The sequence below is a fragment of the Micromonospora sp. NPDC047756 genome (assembly GCF_055587245.1).
Genome location: NZ_JBVJGQ010000005.1, coordinates 220,037 through 236,363 on the forward strand (window position 1 = coordinate 220,037; position 16,327 = coordinate 236,363).

Sequence of the window (16,327 nt, forward strand, 5' to 3'; positions counted from 1 at the left end):
CCGGAGGTGTCGGACGGGCCGCGACCGCCGGAGTCGGATGACCAGGTCGCCGTGATTCATACCTCAGCTCACCACCGGCACGAAGACCGCCAACAGCAGGTAGGCCGTCGGCACCGCGAACAGGATCGAGTCCAGCCGGTCCATCAGACCGCCGTGACCGGGCAGCAGGTTGCTCATGTCCTTCACGCCGAGATCCCGCTTGATCATCGACTCGGCCAGGTCGCCGAGGACCGCCGCACAGGAGACGGCCACCCCGAACAGCGCACCCCACCAGGGGGCCACCTCGAACATCAGCCACAGCAGCAACGCTCCGCCCAGGGCCGCCGCGGTGACCGAGCCGGCGAAGCCCTCCCAGGACTTCTTCGGGCTGATCGACGGGGCCATCGGGTGTTTGCCGAAGGAGACCCCGGCCGCGTAGCCACCGGTGTCGGAGAGGACCACCCCGATCAGCGTGGCCAGGATGCGCAGATGCCCATCGTCGGGAGCCGCCGCCAGCAACGCCGCGAAACCGGCGAGGAACGGCACGTAGACGGCGATCAGGGTGGCCGCGGTGAGATCCCGCTGGAAGCCGGCCGGCCCGTCACCCAACCGCCAGATCATGGTGCCCAGCACGGTGACCAGCAGCCCCAGGCTGAGCGCGTCCGGGCCCGCGTACCAGGCCAGACCCACTGTCAACACGCCGCCGGCGATCAACGGCACCAGCGGCGGGTGCGCGCCGCTGCGGCGTACCGCGCGGGCCATCTCCCAGGTGCCGACGGCGACCGCGGCGGCGATCACCGGCAGGAAGGCCAACGGATAGAAGGCCAGCGGCACCACGATCAACGCGCCGAGGCCGAGCCCGACCCCGATCGCCGCGGGCAGGTTGCGCCCGGCTCGCCCGGTGCCCACCTGCTGGGTGGCCGGTCGGTCGAGGCTGGCCCGACGTCGCCCCTTCGACCGTCGACCGGTCGTCGGCTCCGGCTCCACAACCGGCTCTGGATCCGGCCCGATCTCCGCCCCGATGGGCGCCAGCTGCGCGGTCGGGTAATCGGCATCGTCGTCAGAACGGACCGGCCCGTCGAACGGTCCCGGGCCGCCGTACCGGCCTGGCTCACCGAAAGGCGGGAGGCCGCCGCGGGCAGGGGCACCGTCCGCACCGGCGGGCGCGCGGTCACCGTAGCGGTCACCGCGACCCCGGTCGTCGTACCGGTCGGGCTGGTTGCGGTCGTCCACGTGCCGGTCCCGGTCGTCGAAACGGTCGCGCCGGTCCCGGTCGTCGAAACGGTCGTCCGGGCGGACCGGGCGGCCACGCTCGTCGTACGGGTCCGCGGGCCGCGGGTCGGCGTACGGCCGGGCGGGCGGGTCGGCGTACAGCTCAGGGCCGGCGGCCGGACGGCGGCTCCACTGACCGGCCTCCAGCTCCTGGTCCGGCCAGGGCAGCGCCACCGGGCGCTCCGGGCGGTCCCAGCCGCGGGGCTCACTGCCGTAGGGGTCGGGGTGGGACATCACGCACCGCAAAGCGGCACGAGAACCACCACATGACGCAAGACCACAAGCATCCCCTACACGTGCGATGTTCCTCCGATTGACCGCCCCGACGGTCGGTCGATCCCCGGTGTTCACCACCCGGTGGCCGGGAATCCTGCCGAGCCTACTGCACCGGCCGAATCGGCACGGCGGACGAGGCACGCCCACCGACGTCACCCGGCACCGCCGGCCCGCCGGCCCGCCGCACACCCATCCGGTACGGCGGACAGCTCGTCCGGTGCGCGATCGAGCACCGCGCCAACCCGCCCGGCATGCTCCGCTGAGGTCGCGCCGGACACCAGGACCGTCTGGACCCCCTGCTGAGCCAGGTACGGAACGAGGCCCGTTCCCGACGTCGGGAACGGGCCTCGGAGCAGGGCTCACACCTCGAGCAGCTCGGTTTCCTTGTGCTTCACCAGGTCGTCGATGCTGGCCACGTACCGCTGGGTCAGGTCGTCGAGTTCCTTCTCGGCGCGGCGGCCGTCGTCCTCGCCGGCCTCGCCGTCCTTGACGATCCGGTCCAGTTCCTCCTTGCCACGGCGGCGGACGTTGCGGATCGCCACCTTGGCCTCCTCGCCCTTGTGCCGAGCCACCTTGATCATGTCGCGGCGACGTTCCTCGGTCATCTGCGGGAGCAGGATGCGCAGCTGGTTGCCCTCGTTGTTCGGGTTCACCCCGAGGTCCGAGTCGCGGATCGCCTTCTCCATCGCGTTGATCTGCGAGTTGTCGTACGGCTTGATGATCGCCATCCGCGGCTCGGGAACCGCGATGGACGCCATCTGCGTCAGCGGCGTGGGCGTGCCGTAGTAGTCGATGATGACCTTGGAGAACATGGCGGCGTTGGCGCGACCGGTACGGATGGCGCCGAACTCCTCCTTGGCGTGCTCAACCGCACGCTCCATCTTCTCCTCGGCCTCGAGGAGGGTGTCGTCGATCACCGGTCTCCTCGCCTCCTTCTGTGCTCGTGGTGGGCTCTGCTGAAAGTCGTCAGACCGCTGTCGTCGTCACCGGTGGGCGGACTCAGGCGGTGATCAGGGTGCCGATCTTGTCGCCACCCACCGCGCGGATGATGGTGTCGTCACCCTGCGCGCCAAAGACCAGCATCGGCAGGCCGTTCTCCATGCAGAGGCTGAACGCCGCCGCGTCGGCCACCCGCAGGTTGCGGCGCAGCACCTCGGAGAAGGTGATCGAGTCGAGCTTACTGGCGGTGGGGTCGATCCGCGGGTCGGCGGTGTAGACGCCGTCCACGCCGTTCTTGCTCATCAGCACCACGTCGGCCCGGATCTCCAGCGCCCGCTGGGCGGCCACCGTGTCGGTGGAGAAGTACGGCATCCCGGCGCCGGCGCCGAAGATCACCACGCGGCCCTTCTCCAGGTGCCGGATGGCCCGCAGCGGGATGTACGGCTCGGCGACCTGGGCCATCGTGATAGCGCTCTGCACCCGGGTCTCGATGCCCTCCTTCTCCAGGAAGTCCTGGAGCGCGAGGCAGTTCATCACCGTGCCGAGCATGCCCATGTAGTCGGCGCGGGCCCGGTCCATCCCACGCTTCTGCAGCTCCGCGCCGCGGAAGAAGTTGCCTCCGCCGACCACCACGGAGACCTGCACGCCGCGGCGGACCACTGTGGCGATCTGCCGGGCGATGGCCTGGACGACGTCCGGGTCGACGCCGATCGCGCCGCCACCGAAAACCTCACCGGAGAGCTTCAGCACCACCCGGCGGGCGCGCCCCGGCGGCGGTGCCGTCGGATCGTCCAGCTCCAGCGTCCGGTCACTCACAACCTGCGTCATCCGCCCCGCCCTTCCCCACGCGCACGCCCCGTGCGGCGCGTACCGCGAACCTGCCGCTGCCGACCCTATGTGACGAGGAGGCCGCGGTGCCTGTCACGTACACCGGCGGCCTCCTCGTTGACGTCTTCTGCCCACGGGCGCGCATGGCGCCCGGTGGCGGCTCAGGCCTGGCCGACCTCGAACCGCACGAAGCGGGTGACCTCGATGCCGGCCTCGGCCAGCAGCTGCTTCACCGACTTCTTGTTGTCGGAGACGGACGCCTGCTCGATCAGGACGAAGTCCTTGAAGAAGGAGTTGACCCGACCCTCGATGATCTTCGGCAGGGCCGCCTCGGGCTTGTTCTCCTCGCGGGCGGTCTGCTCGGCGATGCGCCGCTCGGACTCGACGACCTCGGCCGGAACCTCGTCCCGGGTGAGGTACTTCGGCCGCATCGCGGCGATCTGCATGGCCACACCACGGGCGTCGGCGTCGCCGGCCTCGTCGGTCTTGCCGGTGTACGACACCAGCACGCCGACGGCCGGAGGCAGGTCCTGGGCCTTGCGGTGCAGGTAGACGGCGGTGGTGCCCTCGACCCGGGCGAACCGGTTCAGCACCAGCTTCTCGCCGATCTTGGCGGACTGCTCCTGGATCAGGTCCGCGATGACCTTGCCGTCGAGCTCGGTGGCGAGCAGCTCCTCGGCGGAGTTCACGCCGGCGCGCTCGCCGTGCTCGACCAGCTGCTGACCCAGCGCGATGAACGACTCGGTCTTGGCGACGAAGTCGGTCTCGCAGTTCAGCTCGAGCAGCGCCTTGCCGGAGTGGGCGATCAGGCCGTTCGCGGCCGTACGGCCGGCCCGCTTGCCAACATCCTTGGCGCCCTTGACGCGCAGAATCTCGACGGCCTTGTCGAAGTCGCCCTCGGCCTCGGTCAGCGCCTTCTTGCTGTCCATCATGCCGGCGCCGGTGAGGTCGCGGAGCTTCTTGACGTCCGCGGCGGTGATTTGGGACATGGCTCTCTCTTCGGTGTTGAGACGGCGTGTGGATGGTCAGAGATGCCGGTTACCCGGATCCGGGCGGATGGTGCCCGGCGTACCGCCGCTGCCCGCCGTCCGCGAAAACGGACGGCGGGACAGCGACGGTGCGATCACTCCGCGGTGGCGGCCGCCGGCTGCTCGGTGGTGGCCTGCGCCGGCTGCTCCGGGGTGGTGGCGGGCTGCTCGGTGGCGGCAGCGGCGGGCTGCTCGGCCGGGGCGGCCTCGTCGGCCTTCTTCGGCTCCAGCAGCTCGCGCTCCCACTCGGTCAGCGGCTCGTCGCTCGCGACACCCTCGGGCTTCTCGTCGTTGCCCCGGCGACGGCCGGAGCGCGCGATCAGACCATCCGCGACGGCAGCGGCGACAACCTTGGTCAGCAGCTCCGCCGAGCGGATCGCGTCGTCGTTACCCGGGATCGGGAAGTCGACCTCGTCCGGGTCACAGTTGGTGTCCAGCACCGCGATCACCGGGATGCCCAGCTTGCGGGCCTCGTCGACGGCGATGTGCTCCTTCTTGGTGTCGACGATCCACACCGCGGCGGGAAGCTTCTGCATGTCCCGCAGGCCACCGAGGGTGCGGGTCAGCTTGATCTTCTCGCGGGAGAGCTGCAGGGTCTCCTTCTTGGTGTAACCGGCGGCGGTGCCGCTGAGGTCACCCAGGCCCTCCAGCTCCTTCATCCGCTGGAGCCGCTTGTAAACGGTCTGGAAGTTGGTCAGCATGCCACCGAGCCAGCGGTGGTTGACGTACGGCTGGCCGACCCGGGTCGCCTGCTCGGCAATCGCCTCCTGGGCCTGCTTCTTGGTGCCGACGAACAGGATGCTGCCGCCCTCGGCGACGGTCCCACGCACGAACTCGTACGCCTTCTCGATGTAGTCGAGGGTCTGGCGCAGGTCGATGATGTAGATGCCGTTGCGCTCGGTCATGATGAAGCGCTTCATCTTCGGGTTCCAGCGCCGGGTCTGGTGCCCGAAGTGGACACCGCTCTCCAGCAGCTGACGCATGGTCACGACGGCCATGGTTGGGGTACTCCTCAAGGTCCCTGGTTGTCACGTCCGGCCGGTGGCCGGGCGTCCTGGCGCCTGGTCGCCGACCCATGGTGGACCCGATCAAGATCGGGACCAGGGAGGCCGTCGCTCCACGACGATTCGTGAAGAGGGCGCGCGAGGTCGACCGCACAAGGCGGTCGCCAGTTGGCCAGTGTACGCCCCTCACCCGTTCAACCGCCCCGGGGTGCGTGTGGCGTGCTCCGCCGCCCCGCAGCTCGCTGCCCCGCCGCTCGCTCGTGCGAGTTGCGGGCGGCGGGCGAGCAGCGGGCCGCAGCCGGGTCAGCCGGCGGCGAGCGCGGCGGCCACGAAGAGCACCAGGCCGACGGTCAGGTAGGCCGTCGGTGGGCGCAGCCAGCCCCGACCGTTGTCGGCGAGCGCCAGACCTCCGGTTCGGAGCCCGTACAGCCCGGTCGCGAAGATCGGTAGTCCGGCAACCAGGGCGATACCCACCACCACGTTGCCGGCGTCCACCGGATCGCCGGTCACGCCCGCCAGCAGCACCCGCAACGCGGGGACCTCGAAGACCACCACCAACAGAGCGAAGAGTACGGCCAGCACCGGTCGACGGGTCCGATAGACGCCGTCGGCGGCCGGCGGGTACACCGCTGGTTCGCCGGTGGGCAGGTCGGGGCGAGGCCCGATCCCCGGCATCGGGCCGGTCGGCATCTCCAGCGGGTGCGGCGGGTCGCCGGCGCCCCGGGTCGGCTCGACGATCGGGTACCCACCGAGCGGAGCGGGACGAGTCTGGTCAGCGAGCACCCCGGCCGGCACTGTCGACGTGCTGTCGCGGGTGGTCTCCGGCACCGCGCTGGTCACCGGTGATCCCGCCGTGGTCGTCTCTCGGGCGGCCCGGCGACCGGGCAGCTCTCCGGAGGCCTCGGAGGGGTCCCGGTCCGCCCGCCGCGACCGGGTGGCCCGGTAACCGTCCGCCTCCGGCCGGGCGGCACCCAACGGGTCCACCGCGCCGAAGCGCCCCGAATCAGCCTCGCTCCCACCGAACCGACCGGTCTGGGCGTCGAGGGCGCGAAAGCGACCCGAGTCCGACTCCGGCGTGCCGAAGCGGCTCGCATCGACGGCACCGAAGCGATCCGAGCCCGGCTCCGGCGCACCACCGAAGCTGCTCGCGTCGACGGCACCGAAGCGGCCCGATTCCGGCTCACGGCGGCGGCCGACGCCGGTGTCCGTGACAGAGCGGTCGTCCTCCGCGCCACGCTGCTCGGGGATCTCGGTGTCCCGGTAGCGCGGTTCGCCCGCGCCGCGCCACTCCGACTCGCCGTAACCGCGACCCCGCTCGTCGGGGTACCAGCGCGACTCCTGATCTTCCGGAAAACTCCGTCGTCCGTCCACGTCAGGCACCGTATGCGACCGGCCACGCCTGCGCCATTTCAGCCCCGGCGGCCGGGCCGGGACGCCGGCACGAATCGTGCCCCCGGAATGGAGCCACGGGACCCGCATCATGATCAAGGAGACGCCGCTAGCACAGCGCGGGCATGATCGTTGCGTTGTCCACAGCACCCCCGTTGTCCACAGCTGGGCTGCCGCCGGGTCGCGGCGACCACCCTCGGGCGGGCACCGTGCCGGCCATGACGAAGCGGAACCAGGCGGTTGGCGCGTACGGCGAGCAATGTGCGGCCCGGCACCTGACCGAGGCGGGGCTGCGCCCCATCGCCCGAAACTGGCGCTGCCCGGCCGGGGAGATCGACATCATCGCGTGGGACGGGCCCGTGCTCGCCTTCTGCGAGGTGAAGACCCGCCGGGGTGAGGGCTTCGGCACCCCGGCCGAGGCGGTCGTACCGGCCAAGGCCCGCCGGCTGCGAGGGCTCGCCGCGCGGTGGCTGACCGAGACCGGCACGACCGCCGAGGAGGTCCGCTTCGACGTGCTGTCGGTGCGGCTGCCCGACGCCGGCCCGGCGCAGGTCGACCACCTCAAGGGCGCGTTCTGAGATGCGTACCCGGAGGATCGGTGACGTGCCGTGAGCTACGCCAAGGTGCTCTGCGTGGGGCTGGTCGGCGTGACCGGACACCTCGTCGAGGTGGAGGCCGACCTGGCCGCCGGTCTGCCGGCAGTGGTGATCTCCGGTCTGCCGGACACCGCACTGCACGAGGCCCGCGACCGGGTCCGCGCCGCCGTGGTCAACTCCGGCCAGCGCTGGCCCAACCGGCGGATCACCCTCAACCTGTTGCCCGCCACGTTGCCGAAGTTCGGGTCGGCCTTCGATCTGGCCATCGCCGCAGCGCTGCTGGGCGGCTCGGGTGAGTTGCCGCTGCTGCCGTTGGAGGGAGTGGTGGTCCTCGGCGAGCTGGGGCTCGACGGGACGGTCCGGCCGGTGCGCGGCGTACTCCCGATGGTCGCCGCCGCGGCCCAGGCCGGCGTCGCGCGGGTGATCGTCCCGGTCGGCAACGCCGCCGAGGCCGCCGTCATCCCCGGGGTACGGGTGCGAGCGGTGGACAACCTGCACCGACTCGTCGCCTTCGTTCGGGACGGGACCCCGCTGATCGAACCACCGGCGGACATCCCGGAGCCGCTGACCGGTGGGCCGGATCTCGCCGACGTCGCCGGGCAGCAGCTGGGTCGGCGCGCCCTGGAGGTTTCCGCGGCCGGCGGGCACCACGTGGCACTGCTCGGCCCACCGGGCGCCGGCAAGACGATGCTCGCCGAACGGCTGCCGTCGATCCTGCCCGAGCTGGACGACGACGCGGCGCTGGAGGTCACCGCGCTGCACTCGGTCGCCGGGCTGCTGCCGCCGGGTGGTCGGCTGCTGCGTCGCCCGCCGTTCCAGGCGCCGCACCACACCGCGACCGTGCCGTCGCTGGTCGGCGGCGGTTCGGGGCTGGCCCGACCCGGCGCGGTGTCGCTGGCGCATCGCGGGGTGCTCTTTCTGGATGAGGCCCCCGAGTTCAGCAAGGGTGCGCTGGAGGCGCTGCGCCAGCCGCTGGAGCACGGCCGCATCCAGCTCAGCCGCAGCGGGGGCGGCACCGTCTATCCGGCCCGGACCCAGCTGGTGCTGGCTGCCAACCCGTGCCCGTGCGCGAAGCCGGCTGGCGACGCCCACTGCGAGTGTTCGACGCTGGTGCGCCGCCGCTACCTGGGAAGGCTCTCCGGGCCGCTGCTCGACCGGATCGACGTCCAGGTACGGCTGATGCCGGTGCGGGCGGCCGAGCTGATGGCGACCGACGGCGGTGTCGAGCCCTCGGCGACGGTCGCCGCCCGGGTGGCGGCGGCCCGACAGGCGGCGGCCAGCCGCTGGGCGGACCTCGGCCGACGGCTCAACGCCGAGGTGGAAGGGCCGCACCTGCGCCGCCCGCCGTGGCGGCTGCCGGCCCGGGTCACCGTGGAGCTGCGGGGCCGGCTCGACTCCGGCTCGCTGTCGGCGCGCGGCTTCGACCGGGTGATCCGGATGGCGTGGACCATCGCCGATCTCGACGGTCGCGACCGACCCGACCGGGACGACGTCCGGGAGGCGCTTCAACTACGGACGGGGGAGGCGACGTGAGCGCCGAGGAGGAACGACGGCTGGCCCGGGTCGCCCTGACCTGGTTGGCGGAGCCGGGCACGCGCGCTGTGCATCACCTGGTCGAACGGCACGGCCCGGTGAAAACCCTGGAACTGCTGCTCGACGGGGGTAGTCCGGACGGCTGGCTGCACACCACCGTCGCGGCACGCTCGGCGGCCCGCGACGCGCGGGCAGTGGCCGCGGAGGCCCTGGAGCGGGCGGACCGACTGGGCGCCCGCCTGATCACGCCGGACGACGAGGAGTGGCCGGCCCAGGTCGCCAACCTGGCCGCGTTGCGGCTGCCGGACGTCAGCCGCCGGGTGGACGCGGAGACCGCCCCGCCGCTGTGCTTCTGGGTGCGCGGGAGCTGGCCGCTCGGCGAGGCTCTGGATCGTTCGGTGGCCGTGGTCGGGGCGCGGGCGGCCACCGGATACGGACAGCACGTCGCCACCGAGCTGGGGTACGGCTTGGCGGAGCGGGACTGGACGGTGGTGTCCGGTGGCGCGTTCGGCATCGACGCCGCCGCCCACCGGGGCGCACTCACCGCTGGCGGTCTGACCGTCGCGGTGCTCGCCTGTGGGCTCGACCGTCCGTACCCGATGGGCAACGCCGCGCTCTTCGACCGGATCGCCGAGACGGGGCTGCTGGTCAGCGAGTGGCCGCCCGGTGCCGAGCCGCTGCGACCCCGTTTCCTGATCCGCAACCGGGTGATCGCCGCAGGCACCCGGGGCACCGTCGTGGTGGAGGCGTCGGCGCGCAGTGGCGCGACGCAGACCGCGCGGCGAGCGGTCCACGCCGATCGGGTGGCCATGGTGGTGCCGGGGCCGGTGACCTCGGCGATGTCCGTCGGCGCGCACGAGTTCCTGCGCGAGTTCCCCGACAAGGTCCGACTGGTGACCGGGGTGGCGCACGTGCTGGAGGAGGTGGGTCGGATCGGCGCGGACCTGGCCCCGCTGGCGCGTGGACCGCAGCGGGCCACCGACGCGTTGGACGACGACGCGCGGTCTCTGTTGGAGGCGCTGCCCCGCCGGGGCGCGGTGGGCGTGGACCGGCTCTCCGCGCGCGCCGGCGTCGACGTACGGACCGCGTTGCGCAAGCTGTCGCTGTTGGAGGAACTGTCCATGGTGGTCCGTCGCGACGACGGCTACGCCCTTGCCGCACCCGTCAGACAAAAGCGTGCGGCGGCGGAGACGTCCGGTCGGCCTGTCGCCTGAGCGGATACGCCACCGCAGCCGGGCCGGCGTGGTCGTCCGGATGCCCGTGTTCCCTCGCTGTCGGGATCCCGGCAGCGTCTTCCGGTCGGGATCCGGCCAGCCGACCTCGGTCGGGATCCCGGCCAGCCGACACTGCCGGTACCGTGCCCGTTCATGGGTGCAATCAAGCCGTGGCACATCAGCGTGCTCCTCTGTCTCGTCGTGACCGCCGCGCTCGTGGTCGGCCTGGTCGTGGTGCTGAGCAAGAGGAACAACCGCCGGTAGTCGAGGGTGGACGCCGGCAGCGTCGTGCCGGGTGCCGGCCGCGGACCGGCCGTAGGCTGGTGCCGTGTCAGCCGTCAGTGAGGGTGCCGGGGCCGAGGAACCGGCCGGCACGTCGGCGCGGCCACGATGAGCCGACCGGACCGGGGCACCCGGGCCATGCACCAGGCGCTCCCGCCAGCGTTGCGCGACGCTGTCGACGACTTCGCCGCACACCTGTCCCGGGTCCGTAACCGCTCAGCGCACACCGTCCGCGCGTACGTCACCGATGTGGTCTCGCTGCTCGACCACGCCGTCCGGATGGGCTGCGTCGACCTCTCCGAGCTGGACCTGTCGGTGCTGCGCAGTTGGCTGGCGCGGCAGCGCACCACTGGTGCGGCGCGCACGTCGTTGGCCCGGCGGGCCGCGTCGGCGCGGGCGTTCAGCGCCTGGGCGCACCGGGCCGGCCTGCTCCCCGCCGACGTGGGTGCCGCGCTGGCCAGCCCTCGCGCGCACCGGGAGCTGCCCAACGTGCTGCGCGCCGACCAGGCCGCCGCTCTGGTCGAGGCGCCGTCCCGGCAGGCGCCTCCCCCGAATCCGCCAGCGGAGTCGGGCCCCGGCGAAGCCGCCGAGGCGGTACCGCTGCGGGACCGGGTGCTGTTGGAGCTGCTCTACGCCACCGGCGTGCGGGTCAGCGAGGCCTGCGGGTTGGACGTCGAGGACGTCGACCACGGCCGGCGGGTGATCCGGGTGTTCGGCAAGGGCGGGCGGGAGCGCTCGGTGCCGTACGGGGTGCCCGCCCAGCGGGCGTTGGACGACTGGCTGCGCCGGGGCCGCCCGGTGCTGGTGGGCGCGCGTTCCGGCGACGCGCTGCTGCTGGGTGCCCGGGGTGGTCGGCTCAACCCGACGACCGCCCGTCAGGTTGTCGGTGCGTACGCCCAGGCCGCCGGGCTGCCCCGGACCAGCCCGCACGACCTGCGCCACTCCGCGGCCACCCACCTCCTGGAGGGTGGCGCGGACCTGCGCGCCGTGCAGGAGGTACTCGGCCACTCGTCGCTGGCGAGCACGCAGATCTACACCCACGTCTCGGTCGAGCGGCTGCGGAGCGCCTACCGGCAGGCGCATCCGCGCGCCTGATCACGGGGGCCGGAGCGCACGCCCGCCCGCCTGGTCGAGGACCGTGGGCGCACCTGCGTGGCGGTTACGATCATCAGGTGAGCGTCCCGAGTCCTCCCGAGCCGATCCCGGGCGCCCGCCTGCTCTTCTCCCTGGACCCGGCGGTCAGTCACCTCAACCATGGCTCGTTCGGCGCGGTGCCGATCACCGTGCAGCGCGCCCAGCAGCGGCTGCGCGACGAGATGGAGGCGAACCCGCTGCGCTTCTTCACCCAGGGGCTGGTGGACCGGATCGCGCACACCCGCCGGCACCTCGCCGGGTTCCTGGGTGCCGACCCGGACGGCAGCGCCCTGGTGGGCAACACCACCACCGGCGTGGCGGTGGTGCTCCAGTCGATTGGTCTCAAGGCCGGCGACGAGGTGCTGAGCACCGACCACGGGTACGGGGCGGTGAGCCTGGCGATCCAGCGTGAGTGCCGCCGCACCGGCGCGGTCAGCCGGGTCCTGCCGATCCCGCTGGCCGCCACCGACGAGCAGATCGTGCAGAGCATCCGCGACGGCCTGCGCCCCGGGAGGACCCGGCTGCTCGTCGTCGACCAGCTCACCTCGGCCACCGCGAAGCTCTTTCCGACCGCCGCCATCGTCGGGGCGGCGCGCGAACACGGTGTGCCGGTCCTGGTCGATGCCGCGCACGCCCCGGGGATGCTGCCCATCCCGGTGGCCGGCATCGGCGCGGACTTCTGGGTGGGCAACCTGCACAAGTGGGCGTACGCCCCGCGCGGGACCGCCCTGCTGGCGGTGGCGCCGCGGTGGCGGGACCGGGTCGAGCCGCTGGTGGTGTCCTGGGAGCAGGAGTCGGGCTTCCCGGCCCGGCTCGAGTGGCAGGCCACGCTCGACTACACGCCCTGGCTGGCCGCCCCCGCGGGCCTGTTCGCGATGCGCAGTCTCGGCGTCGACCGGGTGCGGGCGCACAACGCGGCGCTCGCCGCGTACGGCCAGCGGGTGGTGGGGGATGCTCTGGGGGTGGCTCCCGCCGACCTGCCTGACCCCGGCGGGCCGGGGGTGGCTCTGCGCCTCATCCCGCTGCCGGCCGGCACGGGCACCACGATCGACGCGGCGCGGGCGTTGCAGGCGCGGATCGGTGAGCGGCTCGCCGCCGAGGTGGCGGTGATGAGCTGGAACGGCCGGGGGTGGCTGCGGCTCACCGGCCAGGTCTACAACGCGGCCGACGAGTACGAGCGGCTTGGCGCGCGGCTGCCGGCACTGCTCGCCCAGCGCTGACCGGACGGCCGGGACCGGACACCGAGGCGGGGTCGGCCGGGAGCAGGCGCACCGGGCCGAGGCCGAGCAGGGCCAGCGGGTCGAGATACTCCTCGCCGCGGCGCAGGCCCCAGTGCAGGCACGCCTCGGCCGGGCACCCCGGGTGGCCGGGCAGCAGGTCGCCCAGCGGCGCGCCGGCGGCGACCGGCTGGCCGGGGCGTACGCCGGGTTGGACCGGCTCGTGGGTGGTCCGCAGCCCGTCGGCGTGCCCCACGGTGACCACCGGTCGACCGGCCACCAGGCCGGCGAAGAGCACGGTGCCCGGGCCGGCGCTGCGGACCACCGTGCCGGGGGGAGCCGGCAGGTCGACGCCGCGATGGCCGGGGAGCCATGGCTCAGGTGGCGGGTCGAAGCGGCGCACCGGACGGGGCGGCCCGTCGAGCGGCCAGCGGAACCGCCCGGCGGGAGCGGGCGCGGACGCGGACGCCTGGAACGCGATGGGCACGGTCGGCGTCGGTGATTGGCCGGGCACCGCCGCGACGAGCACCGCCAAGCCGCAGAGCTGCGCGGTCAGCGCCAGTGGCACGGCGGCGCAGAGCAGCACGCTACGGCACATCGAACGGACCGATGGTTGTCGCATAACGGCAGCCTCCGGTCACGGCCGGGTGGTACGCCAGCCCAGCCGACAAACCTGTGGACAACCGACGGCGCTGTGGACGACCACCCGACGCTCTCGATGATCTGCTATGCGCAACGCCGCCACGCAGGGCCTAGGCTGGGCCGCGTACGGCGGGGTGCCGCCGTCTGTACCGGGGAGGCCGCATGACCACTCTCGATGACCGGACGTCGTCCCCGACCGGGCCCACGGTGGCCGACGTGAGCGGCCCGTCCCGGCTCGCGGAGCCGGACGAGACGATCAGCGCCGAGGAGCTGCAACTCGCGGCCCGCAACCACGGCATCCCGTTGGAGGCGCTGCGCTACGACGTCACCCCGGCCGGGTTGCACTACCTGCTGATCCACTACGACATCCCGGCGCTCGACCCGGAGACGCACACACTGACCATCGGCGGCGCGGTCGACCGTCAGCTGACCGTCACCCTCGCCGACCTGCGCGAGCGGCCCCGCGTCACCCGGCAGGTGACCCTGGAGTGCGCCGGCAACGGGCGAGCCCTGCTGCACCCCCGACCGGTCAGCCAGCCCTGGCTGGTCGAGGCGGTCGGCAACGCGGAGTGGACCGGCACCCCCCTCGCTCCGCTGCTGCGGGAGGCGGGCGTCGACCCGGACGCGGTGGACGTGGTCTTCACCGGCGCCGATCACGGTGTGGAGCGTGGGATCGAGCAGGACTACCAGCGGGCGCTTCCGGTCGCCGACGCGCTTCGCGAGGAGGTGCTGCTGGCGTACGAGATGAACGGCGCTCCCCTGCTGCCGCAGCATGGCGCGCCGCTGCGGCTGATCGTGCCGGGCTGGTACGGAATGGCCCACGTGAAGTGGGTCCACTCGATCGAGCTGCGGACCGAGCCGTTCGAGGGGTACCAGAACGCGGTGGCCTACCGGGTACGTCGCGACGCGGACGACCCGGGCGTGCCGGTCACCCGGATCGAGCCACGGGCGCTGGTCCGTCCGCCCGGCTTCCCCGACTTCATGTCCCGTCGTCGGGTGCTGCGACAGGGCCCGTGCACGCTGGATGGTCGGGCCTGGTCGGGGCACGCCCCGGTGGTCGCCGTGGAGGTGACCACCGACGGCGGGCGGAGCTGGGCGCCGGCCGAGCTGGACCCGGCGGACGCCGGGGACTTCGCCTGGCGGCGCTGGCGGCACGAGTGGGTCGCCACCCCCGGCCGGTACGTGCTCGGCGCGCGGGCGACCGACGCGTCCGGGCGGACCCAGCCGGTCGAGCAACAGTGGAACCGTGGCGGCTTCGCCAACAACTCGGCGCAGCGGGTCGAGGTCGTGGTGCCGACCGAGTGATCGGCGGCGGGTGTCACGCCACGGGTGGGGGGCCCGTGGCGGGGCCCGGCGGCTCGGGTGCGCTCAGCCGCCGAAGCCGGAGTCGGCGGGCAGCGAGATGTCAGGCTTCTCCAGCTCCTCGACGTTGACGTCCTTGAAGGTCATCACCCGGACGTTCTTCACGAAGCGGGCAGGACGGTACATGTCCCAGACCCAGGCGTCGTGCATCTCGACCTCGAAGTAGACCTCGCCGTCGGAGTTGCGCACGTGCAGGTCGACCTGGTTGGCCAGGTAGAACCGACGCTCCGTCTCCACCACGTAGGAGAATTGGCGGACAATGTCGCGGTACTCCCGGTAGAGCTGCAGCTCCATCTCGGTCTCGTACTTCTCGAGATCTTCCGCGCTCATCGCACTCCGCCTTCCATGGCCACATCTTCCCCCACCGGCGTCTGAGGCCGAGGCTGCTCGCCCAACGCCACGCCGACGGTACCCCCTGACGCCCACGAGCGCTCCATCGGCTCATCCGGGCCGTGGCCGCCGGGCCGTCGGGCGCGCGGCGGCCGGCCGTCGCGGCCGGAGACCGCGGCGACATTGACGTACGAGAACCGGTGCTCCCGGCACGGCCCGTACTCCCGCAGCGCCGCCGAGTGCTCCGGGGTGATGTAGCCCTTGTGCTCGGCGAAGCCGTACGCCGGGAACACCGCGTCCAACTCCACCATGAGCCGGTCCCGGGTGACCTTGGCCAGCACACTGGCCGCCGCCACACACGCGGCAACCCGGTCGCCCTTCCACACCGCCAACCCGGGCACACCCAGGCCGTCCACGCCGAACCCGTCGGTCAGCACGTACTCGGGGCGGGTGGTGAGCGAGGCGAGCGCCCGGCGCATCGCGGCCAGGTTGCACACGTGCAGACCCCGGGCGTCGACCTCCTCGGCCGGGATGACCACCACGGCGTACGCGAGCGCGCGGTCCACCACCTCCGCGTACACCCGTTCCCGGCTGGCCGGGGTGAGCAGCTTCGAGTCGGCCAGCCCCTCGATCTCGCCGCGACGCCCCTCGGGCAGCACCGCCGCGGCGGCGACCAGCGGACCGGCACACGCCCCCCGGCCCGCCTCGTCGGCGCCGGCGACGTGCCGGAAGCCACGCCGCTGCAACGCCCGCTCCAGGGCGTACAGGCCGGCCTCGCGGCGCACCACGGTGCGCGGCGGGGTCAGCACGACGCTCCGCCCTGGCCGACGGCGGTCGACCGCCCCAGCCGGGTCAGCAGGGCGGGCAGTTCGGGCGGGTAGAACCGGTCGCCGCTGGCCACCAGCTCGTCCGGGACCCACCAGCGGTGGTCGGCGATGCTGCGGCGCTCGACGTCGTTGAAGCCGGAGGTGTCCACCTGCCAGGAGTCCACCCGGAAGAGGAAGAAATCCTGCTCCTGGCGGTACCAGGTGCCGTCGAAGGAGAACTCGGTCGCATCGGCCCAGACCGGGTCGCCCAACCGGGCCGGGTCGAGCCGCAGGCCGGTCTCCTCGGCCAACTCTCGGGCCGCGCCCGCCGCCGGCGACTCCGACGGGTCGAGCCCGCCGCCGGGAGTGAACCAGTATCGGTGCCCGGGTCGGGCCGGGTCGAAGCCCTCGAACAGCAGGACCCTGCCGGCCGCGTCGACGAGCAGCACGCGAGCCGCGCGTCGAGGGGTGTAGACGGTCACCGCACCAGCCTGCC

Annotated in this window: 15 protein-coding genes and 1 pseudogene; 6 read left to right on the forward strand and 10 right to left on the reverse strand. The window is 73.0% G+C overall.

What is annotated here, in order from left to right; translation table 11 throughout:
* Positions 1 to 63 precede the first annotated feature (63 nt).
* The 6 genes and pseudogenes from ACZ6NZ_RS17635 to ACZ6NZ_RS17660 form a co-directional block, all read right to left on the reverse strand.
* A complete protein-coding gene (locus ACZ6NZ_RS17635; RefSeq protein WP_465859016.1) occupies positions 64 to 1,485 on the reverse strand; it encodes a phosphatidate cytidylyltransferase in 1,422 nt (473 codons plus the stop codon).
* Positions 1,486 to 1,886: 401 nt separating this feature from the next.
* Entirely contained in the window at positions 1,887 to 2,444 is a 558-nt protein-coding gene (frr, locus tag ACZ6NZ_RS17640) for a ribosome recycling factor (protein ID WP_088946658.1), read from the reverse strand.
* Between the two features lie 82 nt (positions 2,445 to 2,526).
* Positions 2,527 to 3,294, reverse strand: coding sequence for a UMP kinase (gene pyrH / locus ACZ6NZ_RS17645; protein ID WP_030335195.1), 768 nt, complete (start codon positions 3,292 to 3,294; stop codon positions 2,527 to 2,529).
* Between the two features lie 161 nt (positions 3,295 to 3,455).
* Positions 3,456 to 4,283 carry a translation elongation factor Ts gene (gene tsf, locus ACZ6NZ_RS17650; RefSeq protein ID WP_366608267.1) on the reverse strand — a complete coding sequence of 276 codons (828 nt, stop codon included), beginning with the start codon at positions 4,281 to 4,283 and terminating at the stop codon, positions 3,456 to 3,458.
* Between the two features lie 134 nt (positions 4,284 to 4,417).
* Positions 4,418 to 5,320 carry a 30S ribosomal protein S2 gene (rpsB, locus tag ACZ6NZ_RS17655; RefSeq protein WP_366608266.1) on the reverse strand — a complete coding sequence of 301 codons (903 nt, stop codon included), beginning with the start codon at positions 5,318 to 5,320 and terminating at the stop codon, positions 4,418 to 4,420.
* Positions 5,321 to 5,629: 309 nt separating this feature from the next.
* Positions 5,630 to 6,734 (reverse strand): annotated as a pseudogene (locus tag ACZ6NZ_RS17660) (hypothetical protein).
* Between the two features lie 199 nt (positions 6,735 to 6,933).
* Here ACZ6NZ_RS17660 and ACZ6NZ_RS17665 point away from each other — a divergent pair.
* The 5 genes from ACZ6NZ_RS17665 to ACZ6NZ_RS17685 all read left to right on the forward strand — a co-directional run bounded on the left by ACZ6NZ_RS17665 (position 6,934) and on the right by ACZ6NZ_RS17685 (position 12,694).
* A complete protein-coding gene (locus tag ACZ6NZ_RS17665) occupies positions 6,934 to 7,293 on the forward strand; it encodes a YraN family protein (protein ID WP_355005226.1) in 360 nt (119 codons plus the stop codon).
* Between the two features lie 30 nt (positions 7,294 to 7,323).
* Positions 7,324 to 8,844 (forward strand): YifB family Mg chelatase-like AAA ATPase, encoded by a 1,521-nt coding sequence (locus ACZ6NZ_RS17670; protein WP_366608264.1) that lies wholly within the window; start codon positions 7,324 to 7,326, stop codon positions 8,842 to 8,844.
* Entirely contained in the window at positions 8,841 to 10,058 is a 1,218-nt protein-coding gene (gene dprA / locus ACZ6NZ_RS17675) for a DNA-processing protein DprA (RefSeq protein ID WP_465859019.1), read from the forward strand. Before ACZ6NZ_RS17670 ends, dprA begins: the two co-directional genes overlap by 4 nt.
* Before the next feature lie 390 nt (positions 10,059 to 10,448).
* Entirely contained in the window at positions 10,449 to 11,435 is a 987-nt protein-coding gene (locus tag ACZ6NZ_RS17680; protein WP_465859021.1) for a tyrosine recombinase XerC, read from the forward strand.
* A gap of 77 nt (positions 11,436 to 11,512) precedes the next feature.
* Positions 11,513 to 12,694, forward strand: coding sequence for an aminotransferase class V-fold PLP-dependent enzyme (locus ACZ6NZ_RS17685; RefSeq protein WP_465859023.1), 1,182 nt, complete (start codon positions 11,513 to 11,515; stop codon positions 12,692 to 12,694).
* Here the strand turns inward: ACZ6NZ_RS17685 and ACZ6NZ_RS17690 are convergent.
* On the reverse strand, positions 12,615 to 13,313 hold the full coding sequence (locus ACZ6NZ_RS17690) for a murein hydrolase activator EnvC family protein (protein ID WP_465859025.1): 699 nt from the start codon (positions 13,311 to 13,313) through the stop codon (positions 12,615 to 12,617). The two genes, ACZ6NZ_RS17685 and ACZ6NZ_RS17690, sit on opposite strands and share 80 nt — an antisense overlap.
* A 182-nt stretch (positions 13,314 to 13,495) precedes the next feature.
* Between ACZ6NZ_RS17690 and ACZ6NZ_RS17695 the strand changes: the two genes are divergently transcribed.
* The gene (locus tag ACZ6NZ_RS17695) at positions 13,496 to 14,638 is read left to right on the forward strand and encodes a sulfite oxidase (RefSeq protein ID WP_366608257.1); all 1,143 of its coding nucleotides are present in this window, start codon (positions 13,496 to 13,498) and stop codon (positions 14,636 to 14,638) included.
* 63 nt (positions 14,639 to 14,701) lie between these two features.
* Here the strand turns inward: ACZ6NZ_RS17695 and ACZ6NZ_RS17700 are convergent, their stop codons facing one another.
* From ACZ6NZ_RS17700 to ACZ6NZ_RS17710, 3 genes are read right to left on the reverse strand one after another with little or no spacing between them, the layout of a single operon-like run.
* The gene (locus tag ACZ6NZ_RS17700; protein WP_007075222.1) at positions 14,702 to 15,025 is read right to left on the reverse strand and encodes a DUF2469 domain-containing protein; all 324 of its coding nucleotides are present in this window, start codon (positions 15,023 to 15,025) and stop codon (positions 14,702 to 14,704) included.
* A complete protein-coding gene (locus tag ACZ6NZ_RS17705) occupies positions 15,022 to 15,834 on the reverse strand; it encodes a ribonuclease HII (protein WP_465859026.1) in 813 nt (270 codons plus the stop codon). Before ACZ6NZ_RS17705 ends, ACZ6NZ_RS17700 begins: the two co-directional genes overlap by 4 nt.
* On the reverse strand, positions 15,828 to 16,313 hold the full coding sequence (locus ACZ6NZ_RS17710) for an NUDIX hydrolase (protein ID WP_465859028.1): 486 nt from the start codon (positions 16,311 to 16,313) through the stop codon (positions 15,828 to 15,830). Before ACZ6NZ_RS17710 ends, ACZ6NZ_RS17705 begins: the two co-directional genes overlap by 7 nt.
* Between the last annotated feature and the right edge of the window lie 14 nt (positions 16,314 to 16,327).

Bases quoted from the DNA above. Each gene is read 5' to 3' on its own strand.
- ACZ6NZ_RS17635 (WP_465859016.1), bottom strand. From the start codon at position 1,485: ATGTCCCACCCCGACCCCTACGGCAGTGAGCCCCGCGGCTGGGACCGC.
- pyrH (WP_030335195.1), bottom strand. From the start codon at position 3,294: ATGACGCAGGTTGTGAGTGACCGGACGCTGGAGCTGGACGATCCGACG.
- tsf (WP_366608267.1), bottom strand. From the start codon at position 4,283: ATGTCCCAAATCACCGCCGCGGACGTCAAGAAGCTCCGCGACCTCACC.
- rpsB (WP_366608266.1), bottom strand. From the start codon at position 5,320: ATGGCCGTCGTGACCATGCGTCAGCTGCTGGAGAGCGGTGTCCACTTC.
- ACZ6NZ_RS17665 (WP_355005226.1), top strand. From the start codon at position 6,934: ATGACGAAGCGGAACCAGGCGGTTGGCGCGTACGGCGAGCAATGTGCG.
- ACZ6NZ_RS17680 (WP_465859021.1), top strand. From the start codon at position 10,449: ATGAGCCGACCGGACCGGGGCACCCGGGCCATGCACCAGGCGCTCCCG.
- ACZ6NZ_RS17690 (WP_465859025.1), bottom strand. From the start codon at position 13,313: ATGCGACAACCATCGGTCCGTTCGATGTGCCGTAGCGTGCTGCTCTGC.
- ACZ6NZ_RS17695 (WP_366608257.1), top strand. From the start codon at position 13,496: ATGACCACTCTCGATGACCGGACGTCGTCCCCGACCGGGCCCACGGTG.
- ACZ6NZ_RS17700 (WP_007075222.1), bottom strand. From the start codon at position 15,025: ATGAGCGCGGAAGATCTCGAGAAGTACGAGACCGAGATGGAGCTGCAG.